General features: G+C 67.7%; 22 protein-coding genes. 12 read left to right on the top strand and 10 right to left on the bottom strand.

Annotated features, from left to right (window positions below):
• The first annotated feature begins 13 nt into the window (after positions 1-13).
• Entirely contained in the window at positions 14-1,189 is a 1,176-nt protein-coding gene (locus tag OG405_RS00960) for an acyl-CoA dehydrogenase family protein (RefSeq protein ID WP_327149752.1), read from the top strand.
• A gap of 174 nt (positions 1,190-1,363) precedes the next feature.
• The gene (locus OG405_RS00955) at positions 1,364-1,702 is read left to right on the top strand and encodes a DUF6401 family natural product biosynthesis protein (protein WP_327149751.1); all 339 of its coding nucleotides are present in this window, start codon (positions 1,364-1,366) and stop codon (positions 1,700-1,702) included.
• A 59-nt stretch (positions 1,703-1,761) separates the two neighbouring features.
• Here the strand turns inward: OG405_RS00955 and OG405_RS00950 are convergent, their stop codons facing one another.
• Positions 1,762-2,820 (bottom strand): mechanosensitive ion channel family protein, encoded by a 1,059-nt coding sequence (locus tag OG405_RS00950; RefSeq protein ID WP_327149750.1) that lies wholly within the window; start codon positions 2,818-2,820, stop codon positions 1,762-1,764.
• Positions 2,821-2,941: 121 nt separating this feature from the next.
• A complete protein-coding gene (locus OG405_RS00945; RefSeq protein WP_327149749.1) occupies positions 2,942-4,333 on the bottom strand; it encodes a cystathionine beta-synthase in 1,392 nt (463 codons plus the stop codon).
• A gap of 113 nt (positions 4,334-4,446) precedes the next feature.
• Here OG405_RS00945 and OG405_RS00940 point away from each other — a divergent pair, with 113 nt between their 5' ends.
• The 3 genes from OG405_RS00940 (at position 4,447) to OG405_RS00930 (ending at position 7,153) form a co-directional block, all read left to right on the top strand.
• A complete protein-coding gene (locus OG405_RS00940; RefSeq protein WP_327149748.1) occupies positions 4,447-4,908 on the top strand; it encodes a hypothetical protein in 462 nt (153 codons plus the stop codon).
• A gap of 76 nt (positions 4,909-4,984) precedes the next feature.
• The gene (locus OG405_RS00935) at positions 4,985-5,842 is read left to right on the top strand and encodes an SGNH/GDSL hydrolase family protein (protein ID WP_327149747.1); all 858 of its coding nucleotides are present in this window, start codon (positions 4,985-4,987) and stop codon (positions 5,840-5,842) included.
• Between the two features lie 93 nt (positions 5,843-5,935).
• The gene (locus OG405_RS00930) at positions 5,936-7,153 is read left to right on the top strand and encodes an acetyl-CoA C-acetyltransferase (RefSeq protein ID WP_327149746.1); all 1,218 of its coding nucleotides are present in this window, start codon (positions 5,936-5,938) and stop codon (positions 7,151-7,153) included.
• 112 nt (positions 7,154-7,265) lie between these two features.
• Here the strand turns inward: OG405_RS00930 and OG405_RS00925 are convergent, their stop codons facing one another.
• The 3 genes from OG405_RS00925 to OG405_RS00915 form a co-directional block, all read right to left on the bottom strand.
• Entirely contained in the window at positions 7,266-7,910 is a 645-nt protein-coding gene (locus tag OG405_RS00925; RefSeq protein ID WP_327152587.1) for a DNA alkylation repair protein, read from the bottom strand.
• A gap of 196 nt (positions 7,911-8,106) precedes the next feature.
• The gene (locus OG405_RS00920) at positions 8,107-8,397 is read right to left on the bottom strand and encodes a hypothetical protein (protein ID WP_327149745.1); all 291 of its coding nucleotides are present in this window, start codon (positions 8,395-8,397) and stop codon (positions 8,107-8,109) included.
• The gene (locus OG405_RS00915; protein WP_327149744.1) at positions 8,394-8,636 is read right to left on the bottom strand and encodes a hypothetical protein; all 243 of its coding nucleotides are present in this window, start codon (positions 8,634-8,636) and stop codon (positions 8,394-8,396) included. Before OG405_RS00915 ends, OG405_RS00920 begins: the two co-directional genes overlap by 4 nt.
• A gap of 284 nt (positions 8,637-8,920) precedes the next feature.
• Here OG405_RS00915 and OG405_RS00910 point away from each other — a divergent pair, with 284 nt between their 5' ends.
• The 3 genes from OG405_RS00910 (at position 8,921) to OG405_RS00900 (ending at position 12,245) form a co-directional block, all read left to right on the top strand.
• Positions 8,921-10,084, top strand: coding sequence for a helix-turn-helix domain-containing protein (locus tag OG405_RS00910; RefSeq protein WP_327149743.1), 1,164 nt, complete (start codon positions 8,921-8,923; stop codon positions 10,082-10,084).
• Positions 10,085-10,386: 302 nt separating this feature from the next.
• Entirely contained in the window at positions 10,387-10,764 is a 378-nt protein-coding gene (locus tag OG405_RS00905) for an effector-associated constant component EACC1 (protein WP_327149742.1), read from the top strand.
• Positions 10,761-12,245, top strand: a complete 1,485-nt coding sequence (locus OG405_RS00900) for a caspase, EACC1-associated type (RefSeq protein ID WP_327149741.1) — start codon at positions 10,761-10,763, stop codon at positions 12,243-12,245. Before OG405_RS00905 ends, OG405_RS00900 begins: the two co-directional genes overlap by 4 nt.
• A gap of 116 nt (positions 12,246-12,361) precedes the next feature.
• On the opposite strand, the gene OG405_RS00895 is transcribed toward OG405_RS00900, so the two are convergent.
• A complete protein-coding gene (locus OG405_RS00895; RefSeq protein ID WP_327149740.1) occupies positions 12,362-13,216 on the bottom strand; it encodes a Bax inhibitor-1/YccA family protein in 855 nt (284 codons plus the stop codon).
• 354 nt (positions 13,217-13,570) lie between these two features.
• Between OG405_RS00895 and OG405_RS00890 the strand changes: the two genes are divergently transcribed.
• Positions 13,571-14,032, top strand: a complete 462-nt coding sequence (locus OG405_RS00890; protein ID WP_327149739.1) for a MarR family winged helix-turn-helix transcriptional regulator — start codon at positions 13,571-13,573, stop codon at positions 14,030-14,032.
• A gap of 12 nt (positions 14,033-14,044) precedes the next feature.
• On the opposite strand, the gene OG405_RS00885 is transcribed toward OG405_RS00890, so the two are convergent.
• Positions 14,045-15,169, bottom strand: a complete 1,125-nt coding sequence (locus OG405_RS00885) for a serine/threonine-protein kinase (RefSeq protein WP_327149738.1) — start codon at positions 15,167-15,169, stop codon at positions 14,045-14,047.
• 238 nt (positions 15,170-15,407) lie between these two features.
• Here OG405_RS00885 and OG405_RS00880 point away from each other — a divergent pair, with 238 nt between their 5' ends.
• Entirely contained in the window at positions 15,408-16,199 is a 792-nt protein-coding gene (locus OG405_RS00880; protein WP_327149737.1) for a hypothetical protein, read from the top strand.
• A complete protein-coding gene (locus OG405_RS00875; RefSeq protein ID WP_327149736.1) occupies positions 16,189-17,775 on the top strand; it encodes a DNA polymerase Y family protein in 1,587 nt (528 codons plus the stop codon). Before OG405_RS00880 ends, OG405_RS00875 begins: the two co-directional genes overlap by 11 nt.
• Positions 17,776-17,783: 8 nt before the next feature.
• Here OG405_RS00875 and OG405_RS00870 read toward each other — a convergent pair whose 3' ends face one another.
• Positions 17,784-18,314: a hypothetical protein gene (locus tag OG405_RS00870; RefSeq protein ID WP_327149735.1), complete on the bottom strand. Its 531-nt coding sequence runs from the start codon at positions 18,312-18,314 to the stop codon at positions 17,784-17,786.
• A gap of 156 nt (positions 18,315-18,470) precedes the next feature.
• Positions 18,471-19,094 carry an AMIN-like domain-containing (lipo)protein gene (locus tag OG405_RS00865; protein ID WP_327149734.1) on the bottom strand — a complete coding sequence of 208 codons (624 nt, stop codon included), beginning with the start codon at positions 19,092-19,094 and terminating at the stop codon, positions 18,471-18,473.
• 221 nt (positions 19,095-19,315) lie between these two features.
• Between OG405_RS00865 and OG405_RS00860 the strand changes: the two genes are divergently transcribed.
• Positions 19,316-20,473 carry a class I SAM-dependent methyltransferase gene (locus OG405_RS00860; RefSeq protein WP_327149733.1) on the top strand — a complete coding sequence of 386 codons (1,158 nt, stop codon included), beginning with the start codon at positions 19,316-19,318 and terminating at the stop codon, positions 20,471-20,473.
• A gap of 11 nt (positions 20,474-20,484) precedes the next feature.
• On the opposite strand, the gene OG405_RS00855 is transcribed toward OG405_RS00860, so the two are convergent.
• Positions 20,485-21,141, bottom strand: coding sequence for a response regulator transcription factor (locus OG405_RS00855; RefSeq protein WP_327149732.1), 657 nt, complete (start codon positions 21,139-21,141; stop codon positions 20,485-20,487).
• Between the last annotated feature and the right edge of the window lie 30 nt (positions 21,142-21,171).

Genomic DNA, 21,171 nt, shown 5'->3' with positions numbered 1-21,171 from the left:
TTACCCTGGGGCCATGCTGACCGTCGCCGAACTGTTCGCCACAGATTCACTGCTGACCGGGGAGGAACGGGAGATCCGCGATACGGTGGCCGCCTTCACCGAACGTCATATCCGCCCGAATATCGCGCGGTGGTTCGAAGCGGGGGAATTCCCGGTCCGCGAGATCGCCCCGGAACTCGGCAAGCTGGGCGTGCTCGGGATGCATCTCGAGGGTTACGGCTGCGCCGGCCTCCCGGCCACCAGTTATGGATTGGCCTGCCAGGAGTTGGAGGCCGCCGACTCCGGGCTCCGGTCGCTGGTCTCGGTGCAGGGATCGCTGGCGATGACAGCGGTGCACCGATACGGCTCCGAGGAACAGAAACAGCAGTGGCTACCGGACCTGGCAGCGGGCCGGAAACTCGGCTGTTTCGGTCTCACCGAACCGGATTTCGGTTCCGATCCCGGCGGAATGCGCACGCGAGCCCGGCGTGACGGCAGCGATTGGATCCTCAACGGATCGAAGATGTGGATCACCAACGGGTCGGTGGCCGATATCGCCGTGGTGTGGGCCCGGGCCGAATCCGACGGCAAGAACATCGTGCGCGGTTTCCTGGTGCCCACCGATACTCCCGGATTCACGACCCGGGAAATGAAGGGGAAGCTCTCGCTGCGCGCCTCGATCACTGCCGAATTGGATCTCGACGGGGTTCGGCTGCCCGCCGATGCGGTACTGCCCGGCGCATCCGGTCTATCGGGTCCGCTGTCCTGCCTGAACGAGGCCCGGTTCGGGATAATCTTCGGCGCGCTCGGCGCCGCCCGGGACTGTCTGAGTGCAGCGATCGAATATTCGCGTAGCCGCGAGGTTTTCGAGAGGCCCCTGGCGGCGTATCAACTCACCCAGGCGAAATTGGCGGATATGGCATTGGAATTGGGGAAGGGTCAGCTGCTGGCACTGCATCTGGGTAGGCTCAAGGATCGTGGCGAACTGACACCGGAACAGGTGAGCGCCGGAAAACTCAACAGCTCACGTGAGGCCATCGCGATCGCCCGGGAGTGCCGCACCATATTGGGTGCCAACGGAATCACCCTCGACTATCCGGTATTGCGGCACGCGAACAACCTCGAATCGGTCCTCACCTACGAGGGCACCGCGGAAGTCCATCAGCTGGTACTCGGGAAGGCGCTCACCGACGCCTCGGCGTTCCGCTGAGGGTCGAGGACACCGGGAACCACCGGCCATTTCGCGCGCATCCACATTCCGTTGTCCGATATCCGGCGCCGAACCGGTCCGGTGTCAGGCCTGATCCGCTTACCGGCTGCTACCTGCGAGAATGCGCGAAATATCACAATACGATAAATGAAGGCGCGTTGTTACCATTGGGTTATGTTCGCCCTGGTTCCCCGCTTGTTCGAAGTCTCCGCCCGCCGTTATCTGGAGGGCATCCACCGGACCCACGGGGCGCCGGCGTTCGCCGCTGCCACCGCATCGCCGGGGCTGTCCGCGGAGCTCGACCAGCATGCCGCCGCCGTACGCGACATCCTCGACCTCGGAGTGACGACGGCGGGCCGGGTCTCCCCGGCCGTGCTGCTGGCCGGGTACATGCGCGGGCTGCTCGAGGACCGGACCACTCCCCTCACCGGACCCGCGGATTGGGCATGCGCCGAATGGCTGCATCTGCGGCTGGCCGGAACCTGTCTGCAGGCGGGTCTTCAGGACCGATGAACGACTTCCGCCGTGAACCGGAGCCCGGTTCACGGCGGAAGTGGGTCGATACCGGACGCTCAGCGCAGGTGGCGCGGTTCACCGCCGCCGTAGGGCGGCTGACCAGCATCGCCGTAGGGCGGCTGACCACCATCGCCGAACGGCGACCGACCGCCGTCGCCGTAGGGCAACTGCCCGCCGCGGGGTGACTGCGGGCCACCGTAGGGCGACTGACCGCCACGGTAGGGGTTGCCGAACTGGCGGTACTCACCGCCGGACATCTGCTGCCCGTAACCACCGGATTCGCCCTGTTCGCCCCGGTAACCGCCCCCGCGGGCGGGCTGGGGTTCGTCCCACTGTTCCGGATCGCGACCGGCAGGTGCCTGTCCACGCCCCGTCTGCTGCGCACCCGTCCGCTGCCGCTCCCGCGACGCGTCCTCGCGGCCGCGCTGGTAGGCCTCGGCATGACCACGCACCGCCGGCATCTCCTCTTCGAGCCCGGTCAGCCAGGACTCCCAGCGCTGCTGCATCGGCCGCACCAGACCACCGCCGACACCGACCACCAGAATGCCGCCCAGTGTCGCCAGAACCGCGATGAGGACGGGCGTGGTGACTGTGGTAGCCACACCGATCTGGTTCAGCGCGGCGACGATACCGATACCCCAGATGAAGACCGCGGCGATCCGGCCGATCATCGGGCCGTAGCTCAGTCCGCCGAGCGCGTTGCGCACCAGATCGCTGACCGCGTGCGCGATAGCGCCCGCGACCACCACGATCAGAATGGCCACCGCCGCCCTGGGCAGCCAGGCGACGATCCCGTTGATCAAATTGCTGACCGGGTTGGGCCCGAAGACCCCGAAGCCCATCTGCAGCGCGATCAGCAGAATCGCGTAGAAGGCCAGCTTTCCGAGAAGATCCGAAGCGTCGTACTTACTGCGCGACAGCATCCGCTGGATTCCGCCCCGCTCGACGAGCCGATCGAAACCTACTCGTTCGAGGATCTTGTCGACGATCTTCTCGACCACTTTGGCGATGATCCAGCCGATGAGCAGGATGACCAGGAAGCCGAGGAGCTTGGGTACGAATGTCGCGATCGAACTCCACGCGTCAGAGAAACCCTGCTGGAAATCGATTGCCAAACTTGAGGTTTGCACAAGCCCTTCCCTTCGCTCTCCGATCGGACGCAGCGTTTGCCACGAACGGCATACGAAACGTTATACCCCGCCGGAGCTGGATGAACCTGTGATTGCGGAATAATTGCTAATGCGCCGTACGGCCGGTGCTGACAAATCCCAGCAGATCGTGGCGGGTGATCACCCCGACCGGTTTGCCGTCCTCGACGACCATCAGCGCGTCGGTATCCGACAGCGCCTTGGTGGCCGCGGAGATCGGTTCACCCGATCCGATCAGCGGGAAGGATTCGCTCATGTGCTGGGCCACCGAATCGGTGAGATTCGCACGACCGGTGAACACCGCCGAGAGCAGATCCCGCTCCGAGACGCTGCCAGCCACCTCACCGGCCATCACCGGGGGCTCCGCGCCGACCACCGGCATCTGCGAGACGCCGTATTCGCGGAGGATCTCGATGGCGTCGCGCAGCGTCTCCGAGGGATGGGTATGCACCAGATCGGGCAGTTCCCCGGATTTACCGCGCAGTACATCGCCGACCAGAGTTTCCGCGGTCGACCCGTCGAGCGGGGTGCGCAGGAACCCGTAGGAGCTCATCCAGCGGTCGTTGAAGATCTTGGACAGATAGCCGCGCCCGCCGTCGGGCAACAGCACCACCACCACGGCCGCCGGGTCGCGGCGGGCCACCTCGAGTGCCGCCACCACGGCCATCCCACACGAACCGCCGACCAGCAGGCCCTCCTCACGGGCCAGGCGGCGGGTCATATCGAAGGAATCCGCGTCGGTGACGGCGATGATCTCGTCGGGGATCGCCGGGTCGTATGCCGAGGGCCAGAAATCCTCGCCGACACCCTCGACCAGGTACGGGCGTCCGGTGCCACCCGAATACACCGAACCCTCGGGATCGGCGCCGATGACCTTCACCTTTCCGCCGGATACCTCTTTGAGGTAGCGGCCGACACCGCTGATGGTGCCGCCGGTACCGACACCGGCGACAAAATGGGTCACCGTACCGTCGGTGTCACGCCAGATCTCGGGGCCGGTGGTCTCGTAATGGCTGTTCGGACCGCCGGGATTGGAGTACTGGTTCGGTTTCCAGGCGCCGTCTATCTCCTGGACCAGACGGTCGGAGACGCTGTAATAGCTGTCGGGGTGCTCCGGGGGCACCGCGGTCGGGCAGACCACCACTTCGGCACCATAGGCCCGCAGCACATTGCGCTTGTCCTCGCTCACCTTGTCCGGGCAGACGAAGACACAATGGTAACCACGCTGCTGCGCCACCAGCGCCAGACCGACACCGGTATTACCCGAGGTCGGTTCCACGATCGTCCCGCCGGGACGCAACTGTCCGGACTTCTCCGCGGCCTCGATCATCTTCACCGCGATCCGGTCCTTGGAGCTGCCACCCGGGTTCAGGTACTCGATCTTGGCGGCCACCAGCCCGGCGCCCGAGGGAACCACCGAGTTCAATCGGACCAGTGGGGTGTTGCCGATGAGGTCCACGACATGATCCGCGATGCGCATACCCCCATCGTTGCAGAGGCGTTGCCGAAGGCTTCGGTGTGGTCCGCCACGGGTGCCGCACCGCACTGCCGAATCCGGCGAGTTCGTCGGCCACCCTCTAGTATCTGGGACCTATGAGGCTGCCGAAGCTCGCACGCGCCACTGTGCTCCTGGCCGGGTCCGCCTTCGCGCTGGTCGCCGGTCCGGCCGCGACGGCCGGTGCCGCGACCACCGCGTTCCCCGATGTACCGACCCTCACCTACGGCGGTCTGTGTGGGACCAGTATCCGCACCTGGGCCGATACCAGTCCACAGTGGCCGGGCCGGGCGGTGCTGAATGTACGCGCCAACCCGGTCACCGGGATCGGTCCCGGTGCGTATCCGCTGGCACCGCTGTGCGAGGTACTGACCACGGTGACCTGGCGCAACCTCGACACCGGGGCCACCGGCACCTACGTCAACAATGTGGCGACCGGGATCTACGGCAGCATCCAGTACTCGCTGTTCCAGGACACCGGCCCCGGCCGGGTGGACGTCGTCGTCACCACGAACCATGCGAGCATCCCCGCGTACGGCAGTTTCATCGTCCCGGCTTGAGCCCCGCCGATCGAATACGAACTCGGGGCTCGCGCGCGGTCGCACGAGATCATTCCCGCTCGTAAAATTCCGGCTCATGGGCGAAACTCGGATCGGTTGGCGCACTGCCGCGGCGGCCGGCGCCGCCACGGCTCTGCTCGGCTCCGGGGCGGGGACCGCGTCGTGGGCGGCCTATCGGCTACTCACCACCCAGGCGGGCACCGCGCGCGGAATGATCGGCCGCGACACCTCCAAACCACCGGAAGCCGACGGCATCTACGCACCGCACGGATACGAACGCTGGCGGAGCGGTATGCACGCCGACCTGCACCTGATGATCTTCGGCGACTCCACCGCAGCCGGTCTGGGCTGCCGCAGCGCCGCCGAGGTTCCCGGGGTCCGCATCGCGCACGGCCTGGCCGATGCCACCGGGCAGCGGATCCGGCTGAGCACCAAAGCCATCTCCGGCGCCACCTCCAAAGGTTTGGCCGGGCAGGTGGACGCGATGTTCGTGGCGGGACCGCCGCCGGACGCGGCGATCGTCCTGGTCGGCGCGAACGATGTCACCAAGAAACACTCGATCGCACGTTCTGCCGAGCGCCTCGGCTCGGCCGTCGGCCGGTTGCACGGCGCGGGCAGCGTCGTCGTGGTCGGCACCTGCCCGGATCTGGGCAGTGTCACCGCCATCCCCGAACCGCTGCGCTCGGTGGTGCACCGATGGAGCGTCCGGCTGGCCCGCGCGCAGATATCGGCCACCCGAGCCGCCGGTGGGCGCGCCGTCGCGATGGGCGACCTGCTGAGCCAGGACTTCCGGGCCGCCCCGGAGCAGTTGTTCTCGGCCGACGGTTTCCATCCCTCGGCCGCGGGCTATGCCCTGGCCGCCAACCATCTGCTGCCCGAAGTGATGAGAGCGCTCGCTGACCGGGATATGGCCGCAGCGGATATTTCCTCGTAGCCGGGCGCGACGTAGATTCGAAGGGATCGTACCCGCGAGTAGTGTTCGGTCCGGCCTTTTCGGCCGAGCACGCTCCTCGACAAAGGAGTCCTCATGCCAGAGGCCGTCATCGTTTCCGTTGCTCGCTCCCCCATCGGCCGGGCCAACAAGGGGTCGCTGGTGAGCATGCGGCCCGACGACCTGGCCGCGCAGATGGTGCGCGCCGCACTGGACAAGGTCCCCGCCCTGTCACCCGCCGATATCGACGATCTGATGCTCGGCTGCGGCCAGCCCGCCGGCGAATCCGGTTTCAATATGGCGAAGGTCGTCGCCACCCAGCTGGGTTACGACTACATGCCCGGCACCACCGTGAACCGCTACTGTTCCTCGTCGCTACAGACCACCCGGATGGCATTCCACGCCATCAAGGCCGGTGAGGGTCACGCGTTCATCTCCGCCGGGGTGGAAACCGTCTCCCGGTTCCCGAAGGGCACCTCCGACGGCTGGCCCGACACCCACAACCCACTGTTCGGCACAGCCGAGCAACGCACCGCGACCTCCGCGCAGGGCGGAGTCGAATGGCACGACCCGCGCAACGATGACGCCATTCCCGATGTCTATATCGCCATGGGCCAGACCGCGGAGAACGTCGCCTCGTTCACCGGGATCTCCCGCGAAGACCAGGACCACTGGGGTGTGCGCTCGCAGAACCGTGCCGAAGAAGCCATCGAGTCCGGTTTCTTCGAACGCGAGATCACCCCGGTGACCCTGCCGGACGGCACCGTCGTCTCCACCGACGACGGCCCCCGCGCCGGCACCACCTACGAGAAGATCTCGCAGCTCAAGCCGGTCTTCCGCCCGGACGGCACGGTCACCGCCGGTAACGCCTGCCCGCTCAACGACGGCGCCGCCGCCCTGGTGGTCATGAGCGACACCAGGGCCAAGGAATTGGGCCTCACCCCGCTGGCCCGGATCGTCTCCACCGGCGTCTCCGGCCTCTCCCCCGAGATCATGGGCCTGGGTCCGATCGAAGCGGTGCGCAAAGCGCTGAAACTCGCCGGTAAGACCATCGGCGATATCGACCTCTACGAGATCAACGAGGCGTTCGCGGTGCAGGTCCTGGGCTCGGCCCGGGAACTGGGCATGGACCTGGACAAACTGAACGTCTCCGGCGGCGCCATCGCCCTGGGCCACCCGTTCGGTATGACGGGCGCCCGCATCACCGCCACTCTCCTCAACAACCTCCAGACCCACGACAAGCAGTTCGGCCTGGAGACCATGTGCGTGGGCGGTGGCCAGGGCATGGCGATGATCATCGAACGCTTGAGCTGAGTCGTCTGCCCCGCCTCCGCCGGGGGCAGTCGAGAAGAAACCGCCCTCCACAGACATTCGCAATCTGTGGAGGGCCTTTTCTTCTCGATAGCCTGCGAGACCCGAGAGCTTGCTACTCGCCGTTCCGCCGACGCACCATCTCGGTGATCCAGATGGGCGCGAACGGGGAAGTGCAACCCGGGGACGTCGGATAATCCTCGAGCACCTTCAGGCGTTCACCGATTTCGATCGCCCGGGCCCGGTACTCGGGGTGCTCGATCCCGATCTGGGCCAGGCAGGTGTTCATGGCCCACTGGAGACGGTCGGGCGCGTCCTTCATATCCGCCTCGACGATATCGAGCAGTCCGGTGAGGTCGAGTCCGGCGGGCTTCTTCGCCACCCGTTCGGCGGTCAACCCCCAGCTCGCGCTCGCCACCACAGGATCCGGATCGTCGAACCAGGTGAGACGCAGTTCTTCGACATGCGGGTTCTTCTTCACCACATAGTTCACGAGCCAGTCCTGCACCTTGGGGGTGCATGCCTCGCGCAGCATGGCGTCCAACTCGTCGCGCTCGAACGCCTGGGGACGACAGATCAACAGCGCCAGCAGTCGTGCTGCCGTGTCGCCGGTGTCCCACAGCCCGCGCGCGAGTTCCTGCTGTGTTCTCAGCCGCTTCGCGACCGCACGCAGTTTCGTGAGATTCACACCGTGATCGTCGCCGTGCCGCTCGTTCACCTCGCGGATCCTCGGATCCTCTAGGGCAGCGAGTTCTGCCATCACCTCGGCCACAGTCGTGCCCGGCGTCGTCTCGGTCACCACGGCCTCCTGCCCGTCACATGGGACTTCAGCCTAGGGCGACACGCAGAACCGGGACAACGTATCGCGCAGCGCGGCCTCGCCGGGCGCGTCCACTGTGCTGGTGACTGTGCGCCCCGGACCGACCCCCACGATCGGGGTCGGTCGAGCTTTATTTTCATAGCCCGCATCCGAGGACCCCGGTCGCGGTCACCAGATCCGCGAACCAGGTGACCATCCGCCAGGCCCCGTTTTCCCGCGCCTCCCGTGCGGTCAGGTACGGGATGACGATCGCCTCCGCGTCGTGGTCCAGTATGTGTTGAACAGCGATCCGCACCGCGAGCTCCGGCCCGGTGTCGGTGTACACCGTGTACACCACCCGAAGGCCGTGTGCCCGGGACAGCTGCTCGATATGCCCGCTGTCGCTGCCCGGCCGGCAGAGCACGACCGCCCGTCTATCAGGAGTCACCAGTTCGACCCGGCGGCGTACTCCGCTGCCGCCTCGTAGCGCGGGCAGCGATGTGCGGCGTGGACGTCCATCACCTGGTGCGCGTGCGCGTACCCGCGGATAGGTTCCCGCGAACGGCAGTAGGCGGTCGAATGGTCGAGGGGTAACGCTCGGAGGCCGTCGGCGACCCGGCGTAGCACCGCCGGGTCGGCGGTGACCCACTCCATGCCCGCTTGCCACAGACGAACAGTGGCTGCCATGGCGAGATTGTGCGGGGCTCGGGTGGGCAGGGACGGTGACTCCTCACACATCAGGACCTCGTCTCGTAGTCGTTGTCGTGGCGCCCCACTCCCGATCAGAGAATTCGAACCGGGCGGCCGGATGACCGTAAGAACCCGTCAACCGCGCGAGGGGTACGGTTTGTACCCCTCGCCGTTACCCTTGACAGACAGGATCACCAGCGAAAGGGGCTGCGGTGGCGATCAATTCCTCTGAATCCACACCGGTCGGTACTCGGATAAAGAGGCTGCGTGAGAGAGCCGGTATGTCCCGGCCCGTTCTCGCCGGACTCCTGGGACGGTCTCCCGAATGGCTGAAAGCCGTGGAGAACGGGCGCTTACAACCGCCCCGGCTACCGATGCTGCTGCGGATCGCGCGAGCGCTGGAGCTGGAGGACTTGGCGGACCTCACCGGAAACGGGCACGCGGTCCCGGTCTCGGTATTCGCCGGCGAGCAACACAGCGCCCTGTCCGATGTTCAAGCGGCGCTGACCGACTACCGCATGTCCCCGCCGACGTCCCCGCCGAACGTCCGACACCTCGAGGAACGACTACGGCAGGCATGGATCGTCCGGCATGCCAGCCCGGACCACCGAACTCAGCTCGGCGCGCTACTCCCCGGCTTGATCAAGGACGCCCAGGGTGCCGCGCGGGTGCCGGGGGACGGCAGCAGGCAGGCCCGTCGCGTGCTGGCCGGCGTCTATCAGCTGGCCGATTTCTATGTCGCGTATCAACCGGCCACGGAACTGGTGTGGATGGTGGCCGACCGCGCACTGTCCGAGGGATACGCGGCGGACGACCCGTATGTGATCGCGTGCGGGGCCTGGGCGATGACCCAGGCATTACGGGATTCGGGGCGCTGGGAGGAGGCCATCGCCCTGGCTCGGGCAGCCGCCGAGCAGTTGGACCCGTATCTGGATCGCGACGGAACTCCGGACGATTGGCGTGGAATCCACGGCGCGCTGTACGCCGAGATCGCTTATGTGCACGCGCGCCGCGGCCGGCACGGCGACGCCTGGGCGAATTGGGAGAAAGCCGAACTGACAGCTCGGGCACTCGGCCCGGGGTATCGACACGTGCAGACCTCGTTCTCCGTGCCGGTGATGACCGCGCACGCGACGACCCTGGGCGTGGAGTTGCGCAGGCCGGGCGAGGCGGTGCGGTCCGCGCATTCGTTCGATGCCGACCTGATCGCCTCAGTCCCACGGCGCAGCAGGCATTTCATCGAGGTGGCCCGGGCCCATTTCCAGCGGGAGGAGTCGGTTGCCGCATTGGCCCTGCTGGACAAGTCGGCCCACACCGCACCGGAAACCATCCGCTACAACGGGTACGCCCGCCAGATCCTGCACGCGCTGAGGGAGCAGCCGCCATCGGGTATGCGCGCCGAGGTGATCGAGCTGTGTGAAAAAGTCGGGCTCGCCGCAGCGTGAGGCGTCGCCGCGACAATCGGTGAACGACCGAGTCGATCGACGACCATTGAACACCTGCGCGACGAAATGGCGGGCTGAAAGATGATGGCGCAGAACGTGTTCCCGGCCCGGAAGCTGCCGGATGCCACGACCTGCACCGATCTCATGGCCGGCGACTCCTGAGCCGGACCCGGGCCGCGGCAGGCGACGGATCCTGGTAGACGGGTTGTTCCGGCAGCGAACAGTCCGGGTCTCTGCACGGCGGCTTCCCGCTACGCTGCTTGGTTACTCGAACAAGGACAGGCGATGGGGAGGACACCGAAATGCCGAATCCCGATGGGCAGCTGCTGATTCACACCGACGGCGGCCCCGACACTGCCGCGCAATTGCTGGACTGGCTGTACGACGACGACAGCCTGCGAGGCCGAGCCCGCTTTCAGGGCACCCCGGGCCGCGAGGGCGAAATGGGTGCGGTATCCGAAGTCGTCACCATCGCACTCGGCTCGGGTGCCACCGTCGGAATCGTCACCGCGCTGGCTCGATCGCTGACGACCTGGCTGACCCATCGCCGCTCCGACGTCACCGTCACCGTCACCCGTGCGGATGGCAGCTCGGTCGAATTCAACGGCAGCCGGGTCGATGCCACCGACGTGCTTCGCGGAATCCGAGATCTGACCGGCCCTGCAGACGCCCCCCGATGAGCTCCCGACACCCGGACCGGGAGAACTCCCGCGCCGTCCTGATCGGCGTCGGCGCCTACGACCACTACGAACGCCTGCACCACATCCCCGCCGCCACCAACAATCTCACCGACCTGCGCCGACTACTCACCGCTCCCGACGGCATCCTGAGCCCGGAGAACTGCTGGACCGTCGCCGATCCGAGCAGCAGCGCGCATATCGGCCACATCCTCGAAGACGCCGCCGAGCAGGCCGGCGACACCCTGCTGGTGTACTACACCGGTCACGGCGTGCTCGACCGCCGCGGACGCCTGCATCTGGCACTGACCGGCACCCACCCCGACCGGACCCGCTGGACCGCGCTGCCCTTCAGCACCTTGCGCGAAGCGGTCCTCGACAGCCCCGCCGCCACCCGCATCCTCATCCTGGACTGCTGCTTCTCCGGCCGCGCGTTCGAAGCTCTCACCGACGGTCCCGACGCCGTCCTCGGCCAAGCCGATATCGCCGGCACCTACACCATTACCTCGTCCGCCCGGAACGAACCTTCGTTCGCCCCGACAGGGGACCGGCATACCGCCTTCACCGCAGCGCTCCTCACCGCAGCGACCGCCACCCCCGGGCTCGCCCTGGACGATCTCTACACCCACACCCGACGCCACCTCCAACGCCACGGGCACCCCGAACCCCAACGCCGCACCACCAATGCCGCTGGCCGGATCGTCCTGTTCCCCAACGCGAGTTCCGCACCACAAACCATCGAGGAACTCGAGAACGTTCTCACCAACCAGCGAGAATCCCTCGGTGATGACGACCCTTCCACCTTGCTCACCGGGCACAATCTCGCCTACGGCTACGAGCAGGCGGGGCGGGAGGAGGAGGCGATCGAACTGTACGAGCAGATCCTCGAAAATCGCCGTCGAGTACTCGGCGAGGACAATCTCGCCACCCTGATCACCGGGCACAATCTCGCACACACCTACCAGAAAGTGGGTCGGGTCGAGGAGGTGATCGAGCTGTACGAACAGGTCTTCGCCAGTGAGCGTCGGATCCTCGGCGAGGACGACCCTGCCACCCTCACCACCGGCCACAACCTCTCCCACAGCTACCAGAAAGTGGGTCGGGTCGAGGAGTCGATCGAGCTGTACGAGCAGATCCTCGAAGCTCGCCGCCGAGTACTCGGCGAGGACGACCCCGAAACCCTCACCACCGGGCACGGCCTCGCACACACCTACGAAAAGGCGGATCGGAACACCGAGGCGATCGAGCTGTACGAACAGGTCCTCGAAGCTCGCCGCCGAGTACTCGGTGAACAGCACCCCGACACCTCGGCCACCGAACGAGGACTTGCTGCTGCTCGAGACGCAGCGAGAAAACTCGATGAAGCAGTTGCGCTGCTCGATGAAGTTCTGGGGCCCTTGGAAAAAATCCTGGGACAGGATCACGTCAAGGTCGAGGACTTCCGCGCTTTCCTCAGTACCTTCCGAAAGCGTTCGAATTCTTGATCGGACCGGCTACGCGCAGCCGGTGACGGGGCTCGAAGAATGCGACTGATCGGCACCCGGAATGTGCGACGGCCCCCACCGGAGTGGGGGCCGTCTTCATACGGTTGCGATTGCTACTAGTCGCTCTGGAAGTAGCTCAGCAGGCGCAGGATCTCCACGTAGAGCCAGACCAGGGTGACTGTGAGGCCGAGGGCGACGCCCCATGCCGCCTTCGGCGGAGCCTGGGCGCGGATGAGCTGATCGGCGGCGTCGAAGTCCAGCAGGAAGCTGAACGCGGCGATGGCGATGACCACGAGACTGAAGATGATGGCGATCGGGCCACCGTCGCGCAGGCCGAAGCCACCGTCGGTGAAGAAGCTCGCGACCAGGTTGCCGACGACCAGGACCAGAATGCCGATCATGGCGCCGATCAGCATGCGGGTGAATCGCGGGGTGACCCGGATGGCTCCGGTCTTGTAGACGACCAGCATGCCGGCGAACACACCGAAGGTGCCCAGGACGGCCTGGCCGATCATGCCGGCGCCGCCCGCGCCACCGAAGCTGATGTCGGTGAACATGAACGACAGGGCGCCGACGAAGACACCTTCGGCGACCGCGTAGGAGAGCACGAGCGCCGGGTTGTCGGCCTTGTTGCCGAAGGTGGCGACCAGTACGAGAACCAGGCCGATGAGGCCACCGCCGATGACGAACAGCGGAGCCAGACCGGTGTTGGCGCTGGTCAGCAGATAGGTGACCAGCGCGGAGAGCGCGAGGACACCCAGCGTGATACCGGTTTTGGTGACCACGTCGTCGATGGTCAGCGACCGGGTCGGCGCCTGCGGATACGGCTGCTGATATTGCTGCGGGTACTGCTGCTGGTTGCCGTACTGGTAGCCCAGCTGTCCCGCGCCGGCGGCCGCCGAGCCGAAGCCCGCGTAGCCGGTTTCCTGCTTCGGCAGATTCTTGAATACCGGATTGCTTGTGGCGCGCACCGCAAATCCCTTTCTCGGAGTTCGTTGGCCATACCGGGGCACGACCGTCGGCTCGAGCTGTTACTCGATATCCAACTGTCCATCCAACGATCACGGACCCCGGTGGAGTTCCCGGCGAGACGACAAGACAGACAAACCGGACCTTACCGCCGGTCGGGTCCCAATGGACCACGGACCGGCATAAACGCCGACCGTAACCACTTCGAATACGGATATCGCCTGTCCCGGAGTGTCCTATCCAATTGTGCAATCACCTTGCCTATAATGGTGCGCCGCCTCGGTCGGCTCATATCCAGGCATCGGCGGAATACGGAAACGAGGCGATATGCTCCCCGGAGCGGAGAATCGGTCGTCATGAGCGAGTCCACCGCCGCGACATCATCGCCGGCCGTACTGATGTACCGGCTGACCCGCGCCACCAGCGTCCGGCTGGCCACGGCGTTCACCGCCGCGGGTATGACCGATCTCCATCCACGCCACGCTCTGCAACTCTTCCCGCCGCTGCTGGCGGGCGGGCAGCGGGTGTCGGAGCTTGCGCCACGGATCGGGGTCACCCGGCAGGCCACCGCCCAGGTCGTGGGCACACTGGAACGCGGCGGCTATCTCATCCGCGCCGCCGACCCCACCGACCGGCGAGCCAAGCTGATCTGTCTGACCGACCGCGGGCGCGCGGCGTTCGGCATACTGCGCGACAGCATGGTCGCGGTGGAACGCGATTGGGCGCGGATCCTGGGCGCCGGTCGCGCGGCCGAATTCCGGGAGACGCTGGGGCTGCTGCTCGACGAATCCGCTAGCGGCGGAACGCTACCGGGCTGATCCGGTTCGGCTCTACATCACCATGACGAGGATCATGATGATGATGAGCAGCCCGATCAGCAGGCCGACGGTGACGGCCACGGTCGGACTGAGCTGACGCGCACCGGCTCGTGGGGCCGGAACCGCGACGGCGGCGGGCCGCGGCTGGTGCGGCTGCGCGCGCCGGGGCAACGGCCCGGAGCGGGGGCTGCGCAATCCGGCGGCGGAGTTACGGGCCGCCCATGCGGGAATGGTGCCGTCCTCGGTACGCACCGGCGCGCCGAGGATATTTCCGGCCGCACCGGGACCGAACGCGGCGGCCAGGATCTCGTCGCGCGCCTCGGCCATGGTGGGTCGTCGCTGCGGGGCGGGTTCCATCATGTGCAGCAGCGCCCGGGTGAGCACCCCGCTACGACCGGGCGGAATGATCTGCGCCATGGCGGCGCGTTCCACGATGGCACCGGTGTCGTCGTCCATCCCGAACGGCGGCTGCCCCTCGATGGCGGTGTAGAGGGTGGCGCCGAGGGAGAACACATCACTGGCCGCGGTGGGCTGGTGGCCGCGCGCCACTTCCGGCGGTAGATAGGCGGGCGTACCGGTGATCATTCCGTCCGGTTCGTCGTGGGCCTCGGTGACATTGCGGGAGATACCGAAATCGCTCAGCTTCGCCATCCCGACTCCGGGTCCGCGGTCGGCGACGAGGATATTTCCCGGTTTGATATCGCGGTGCACGATCCCGACATGGTGCGCGGCGGCCAGCGCGTCGGCGACCTGGGCGCCGATCTGGGCCACCTCGATCACCGGGAGGGCGTTCACCAGCGAGAGCGCCCGGGCCACGCTGCGCGAGGGCAGATGCTCCATCACCAGCCAGGGCTCACCGGCCTCGAGCACCACGTCGTAGACGGCGATGGCATGCTCGTGGGACAGTTTCGCCGCGACCCGGCCCTCGTGCACGATCTGGTCGCGGATGCGCCGGGCCTGCGCCTCGTCCATTCCAGCGGTGGACAGCACCTGTTTGATGGCGACTTCGCGGTCCAGCAACCGGTCCTTGGCCAGCCATACCGCACCCATACCGCCCCCGCCCAGTTTCGACTGCAGGCGGTATCGGCCGGCGACCAGATAGTCCGGGCCGACGATGGGACGGGCGCGATCGATCATGGGAGTGAGACTAGCCGAATTCGGTGGTAGCTGGCCGGATTCGGAGCCGGACCGTATAACACGTGACTGCGTTCACTACAGCGGGTCGTAGCTATCCCGCGACGGTGCTTCCGGGGGCGGGTTCCAGCCGATAGGCTGTCGAATGTATGTTCGAAACAGGAGGTAGCTGGGGCGGTGCCGGCCACTTCGGTGCGACCGGCCGACTGTCCGGCATCCGTCGCGGAAGTGGGTGAGGAGTATGACGGCACGGCCCCCGAAGGCCAGCGGCGCGCAACTGCGTGAACTGGCGCAGTTGCGGCGGGCGCGGGCGGCGAGCGGCGGATGTGTACCCGGCCCCGCGGCAGCACTACGCGGCGAGAACGGCCTGTCCGCGCCGGTGGCCCCGGCAGCGGGCCTGCGGCGGGAGATCCTGCCGGTCCCCTCGGCCCTGTCTCCCCTGTTGCCCGAAGGCGGCCTGGTCAAGGGCACGGTAGCGGCCTACACCGGTGCCGGGTCGTTGCTGGCCGGTCTACTCGCCGCGGTCACCGAATCGGGTGGGCACGCGGCCGCTGTCGGACTTCCTCGGCTGGGCCTGCTCGCGGCCGTCGAGATGGGCGCCCGGCTGGACCGGCTCGCCGTGATCGCCGACGCCGGCCGGGATCCGGTGGAGGTGGCGGCGGTATTGCTCGACGGTATGGAGTTGGTGGTGCTCGGTCTCGGCGGCGGCGCGGTGGCGCCCGCGCGCGCCCGGGTACTCGCCGCGAAAGCCCGCGGGAAGGGTGCCGCACTGATCGTCACCGGCGGTTCCTGGCCGGCCCCGGACCTGAGCCTGGAAGCGAAGGTATCCGGCTACACCGGGCTCGGCACGGGCAGCGGGCGTATCCGTTCGATCGCCCTCGACGTCGAGGTCCGCGCCGAATCCGGTATCCCACAGCGGGGCAGGCTGGTCGCCCGCCCGCTGAGCGGCCGGGTGGAGTGGACCGTCCCCGGCGACGCGGCGACCGGCGACGGGAACGCCCCGCAACGACGGGAGCGTTCGGTTGCCTCCTGACCGGACCGCAGCCACAACGCGCGGCGGCCCCCGCGTACTGGCGGTGTGGTGCCCGGACTGGCCGGCGGTCGCGGCGGCGGCGAGCGCGGGCCTACCACCGGAACAAGCGCTGGCGGTCCTGCACGCGAACCGGGTCGTCACCTGCTCGGCCACCGCCCGCGAAGCCGGGGTCCGCCGCGGTATGCGCAAACGCGAAGCCCAGGGCCGCTGCCCGGAACTGGTCGTCGCCCAACAAGACCCGGACCGCGACGCCCGGCTTTTCGAGCCGGTCGCCGCGACCGTCGATACGCTCGCCTCCGGCGTGGAAGTACTGCGGCCCGGCCTGCTGGCACTGTCCGCGCGCGGTGTGATCCGCTACTTCGGTTCCGCCGAGGCCGCGGCCCGCCGGTTACTCGCCGCGCTGGCCACGGCCGGAGTCGAGGCCAGGGTGGGTATCGCCGACGAACTGTCCACCGCGCTCATCGCCGCGCGGCACGGAACCCTCGTACCCACGGGGCAGGACGCACAGTTCCTGGCGCCGCTGCCGATCGGGGAACTGGCGGCCGAACCCGGCCCGGCCGCCGCGGAACGGGCCGCGCTCCTGGACCTACTGCACCGGCTGGGCCTGCGCCGCATCGCCGATTTCGCCGAGCTGACCCCGGCCCAGGTCACCTCCCGGTTCGGCACGGACGCGATACTCGCTCACCGGGTGGCCCGCGCCCTACCGGAACGACCACCGGCGCCGCGACGACCAGCACTCGAACTGGAGGTCCGGCTGCCCTGCGACCCGCCGATCGACCGGGTCGACCGGGCCGCGTTCGCCGGACGGATACTGGCCACCCGGCTGACCGCGACGCTGTCGGCGGCCACCCTGGCCTGTACCCGGCTGGAGATCCGCGCCGAAACCGAAACAGGCGAGCACCTGTCCCGGGTGTGGCGCTGCGCCGAACCGCTGACCGCCGACGGTATCGCCGACCGGGTGCGCTGGCAGCTGGACGGCTGGCTGACCCAGCCCCCGGACGGCCGTCCCACCGGCCCCATCATCCTGCTGCACCTTGTCCCCGTGGAGCTGGTACCGGCCGCCGCCCTGCAACTGGGCCTGTGGGGCGATACCGGATCGGGTGACGAACGCGCGCTGCGCGCACTGGTCCGGGTCCAGGGCCTGCTCGGCGGGGACGCGGTACAGATGGGAGTACTCAGCGGGGGGCGCGGACCGGCCGAACGGGTCACCATGGTCGCCTTCGGCGATGAACAGGCCCCGCGTACCGATCCGGCACCGCCCTGGCCGGGCCGGATCCCCGAACCCGCCCCCGCCGTGATCATGCTCGACCGCCCACCGGTCGTCCTGGAATCCGCCGACGGGGCACCGGTGCGCATCACCGGACGAGGGCGGTTCAGCGGACCCCCGGTCCGGTTGCGCTGGGGACGATCCAGCTGGCGGCTCACCGCGTGGGCCGGACCCTGGCTGCTGGACGAACTGTGGTGGTCGCCCGGCGCGACGCCCAGCGCTCGAGCGCAGGTGGAACTACCCGGCCCACACAGTCTGCTGCTGCTCGTCCAGGACGACCGATGGTATGTGGAAGGGCTCTACGAGTGAACGGCGGGTCAGTACCCGTCACACGAGTCGAACGCGCCGTCCTTGTCCTTGTTGAAGGTATCGATCTGACCGTTCACCTCTTCGACCGAGGCGTTGCGTTCCAGCAGGTCGGCCAGTGATTTCAGATTGTCGCGGTAAGTGCGCATCGGGGTGGAGACATCCTTGGGCACATCCGGGTTCAGGCTTTGATCGATCTTGTTCGCAGTATTGCGCAGCGCGGTGATCGCGGCCTGCTTCTTCGGCTCGAGATCGGGCGCCTTCGCGTCACTGGCGTCGATGTAGGCGTTGAAAGCGTCGACCGCGGGATTGTTGTTATCGCGCAACGCCTCGCAGACATCGGTGGCGGCGGCGGCCGCCGCGGCGGCCCGAGAGGAGGAGGCCGCGGCCGACGACGATTCGACCTCGGAGGTGTACAGCTGCAACTCGGACTGGTTCACCTGGGCGGTACCGGTCACGGTGTTCGCGCAGGCAGCGACGAAACCGCCCGCGACCAGTGCGGTCACGGCGGCGGCGAGGCCGGCTCGTTCGAATCGTCGCATAGGTGTTGAACTCCCCTCGGATGCCCACGACCCCGTATTTCGCACCGGCGCGCCGGACATCTGAGCCACCGGTGCTGTCAACCGTACTGTGTCGGGTCGTATTTCGACTGCCCAGCCTGGCCATTGATGATCAACCGATACCGCGGTCCGCCCGCGCTAACCCGTCGCGATATCGATGACCAGGCGATTCGGCATCACGGCGCTCGATACCGTGAAGCCGGGTTCATCGGCGGCGACCCCGATGAACGACTGCGTGACCCCCTCGTAGACGGTGGTCCGGTACACCCCGGCGATCCCGGGGACCGCCGGATCGGTGGCCGGGTCCGGGCCGGCGTACGGAACCACCGCACTGTCGAAGGGATAGGCCGACCCGGTGATCCGCACCTCGAGCACCGAATTGCCCGCTACCTCCAACTCCCGGCCGCTGCCGTCCTGGAGAGCCCGCCCGGTGTACCACACGCTCCAGCCCGGAGTGCCCGCTCCGCCGAGTTCGTACTCCACCCGGTCGAACCCCGGGTGCCGGCTCAGCCGGATATCGGTCACGGTCAGCTGCGCCCCGGGCGAAGCTTCGGCCTGTTTGGGCACCGTATCGTCCGGCGCGGGCACCGCCACGCCCGGCAACGGAATCGGCGGCACCGGCAACGCCGGCGTGTCCACCTCCGATGTCGGCACCGCCGGCACCAACTCCGGGGAGCTGACCGGTGGTGTGGACCCGGAGTCGGCGCATGCCGAGAGACAACCCAGCATCGCCGCCACTACCAGAACCCGCCCGGTACGCATAGGGCCGATGCTAACCGCCGTGGCTGCTGTCCTGCGGGAATACACGCTCCTCCGGTGTGCCACGGGGGGCACGTGCACCGGTCACGGGCCCGATGACCGAGGAGCCCGGATCTGCCGCGCGATACAGCCGGAGCCGGACCGGAGAGCCGGACGCCGCCGGGCACGGACGGATCCGACGGGGTGGTCGGCGGGCCACCGCAACGATCTAGCACACTTGTCGCGTGCGAGACGTGGAGGACCTATTGGGAAGGTTGCGCCGCTATCCGGATGTGGAGGCCGCCAATCTGTATGCCGTCGATGCCGCCGACCGCCTGATTCTCGACGTGGCAGCCGTCGCCCTGGCCGAAGCCGCCGCCGCCCGGGAAACCGTCGCCGTGATCGGCGACGGATACGGCGCCCTCACCCTCGGCGCGGCCGCAGCCCACGACCTGCACGGAATCCGGGTGCACCAGGACCTGCTCACCGGCGAACTCGCCCTGGCGGCCAACGCCCGCGCCCTCGGACTGGCCGACCGCTACACGGCACACCCACTGGACGAAAACCTGCTCGGCGGCGTAACCGTCGTACTGCTGCGGCTGCCGCGGGTACTGGCCGGTCTGGCCGAAATCGCCGAGGCCGTCGCCCGCTACGCCCATCCCGGAGTCCGCGTCATCGCCGGCGGCCGCGACAAATACCTCACCAAGGCCATGAACGACGTACTGGCCGAATCGTTCTCCGAGGTACGGGCCAGCCGCGGTCGACAGAAATCGCGCACTCTGCTGGTCAGCGGCCCGAAACCGGTGGGCGAGTCCCAATTTCCGCTGCACGAGCACATCGGCGAACTCGGTATCGACGTCGTCGCCCACGGTGCGGCGTTCTCCGGCACCCGCCTCGATATCGGCACCCGCTTCCTACTGGAACACCTACGGGCCATGAAGCCCGACGCCCGCGACGCCGTCGACCTCGGCTGTGGCACCGGGATACTGGCTGTGGCCCTCGCCCGATCCCGGCCCGGCCTCACTGTGGTCGGCACCGACCAATCCGCCGCCGCCGTCGCTTCGGCCACCGCCACCGCCGCCGCCAATCAGGTCACCGATCAGGTCCGGGTGGTCCGCGACGACGCCATGTCCGGCGCTCCCGACAACAGCGCCGACCTGGTCGTATGCAACCCACCGTTCCATGTCGGCGCGGCCGTGCACACCGGATCGGCCATCAAGATGTTCACCCAGACCGGCCGGGTGCTGCGCCCCGGCGGCGAACTGTGGACCGTGTACAACAACCATCTCAACCATCGCACGATGGTCGAACGGATGGTCGGGCGCACCGACGTGATGGGCCGCAACCGGAAATTCACCGTCACCCGCTCGGTCCGCGGCCTGCACGACCCCGCCCGCCCCTGAGACCCGGCGCGTCAGTCGATACGCCGCCGATGCGCCCAGCGTGTCAACGCGTTCCGGTTGGACTGCTGGGTTTTGCGAAGCACATTCGAGGCGTGGGTCTCCACCGTCTTCACCGAGATGAACAGTTTCTCGGCGATTTCCCGATAGGTGTAACCACGGGCCAGCAGCCGCAGAACCTCCAGCTCGCGCGGTGTCAGCGAATCGAGTTCCGGATCCAGCGGCGGCTCGGGCACCGGCGACTTCCCGGTGAACGAATCCAGCACGAAACCGGCCAGCCGCGGACTGAACACCGCATCACCCCCGGCCACCCGGCGGATCCCGTCGGCCAGTTCGGCCCCGGAAATCGTCTTGGTCACATAGCCCCGGGCACCGGCGCGGATCACCGCGATCACATCCTCGGCGGCATCGGACACGCTCAACGCCAGACATACCGGCCCACTGTCGATACCGTGCAATACGGCCACGCCGCCCCCCTCGGGCATATGCACATCGAGCAGTACGACATCGGGTTTCGCGCTGTTGATCCCCGCCACGGCCTCGACCACACCGCCTGCCTCCCCGACGACCTCCATATCCGTCTCCCGGCTCAACTCGGCCCGCACACCGGACCGGAAGACGGCGTGATCGTCCACCAGAAAAACCCGCACACTCAACCTCGCTGTGTTCATGGCGCCGCCTTCGGCGGCGCGGGGTCGAGG

The organism is Nocardia sp. NBC_01329, from assembly GCF_035956715.1.
Classification (GTDB): Bacteria; Actinomycetota; Actinomycetes; order Mycobacteriales; family Mycobacteriaceae; genus Nocardia.
This window is presented reverse-complemented; position numbering and strand designations above follow the sequence as displayed.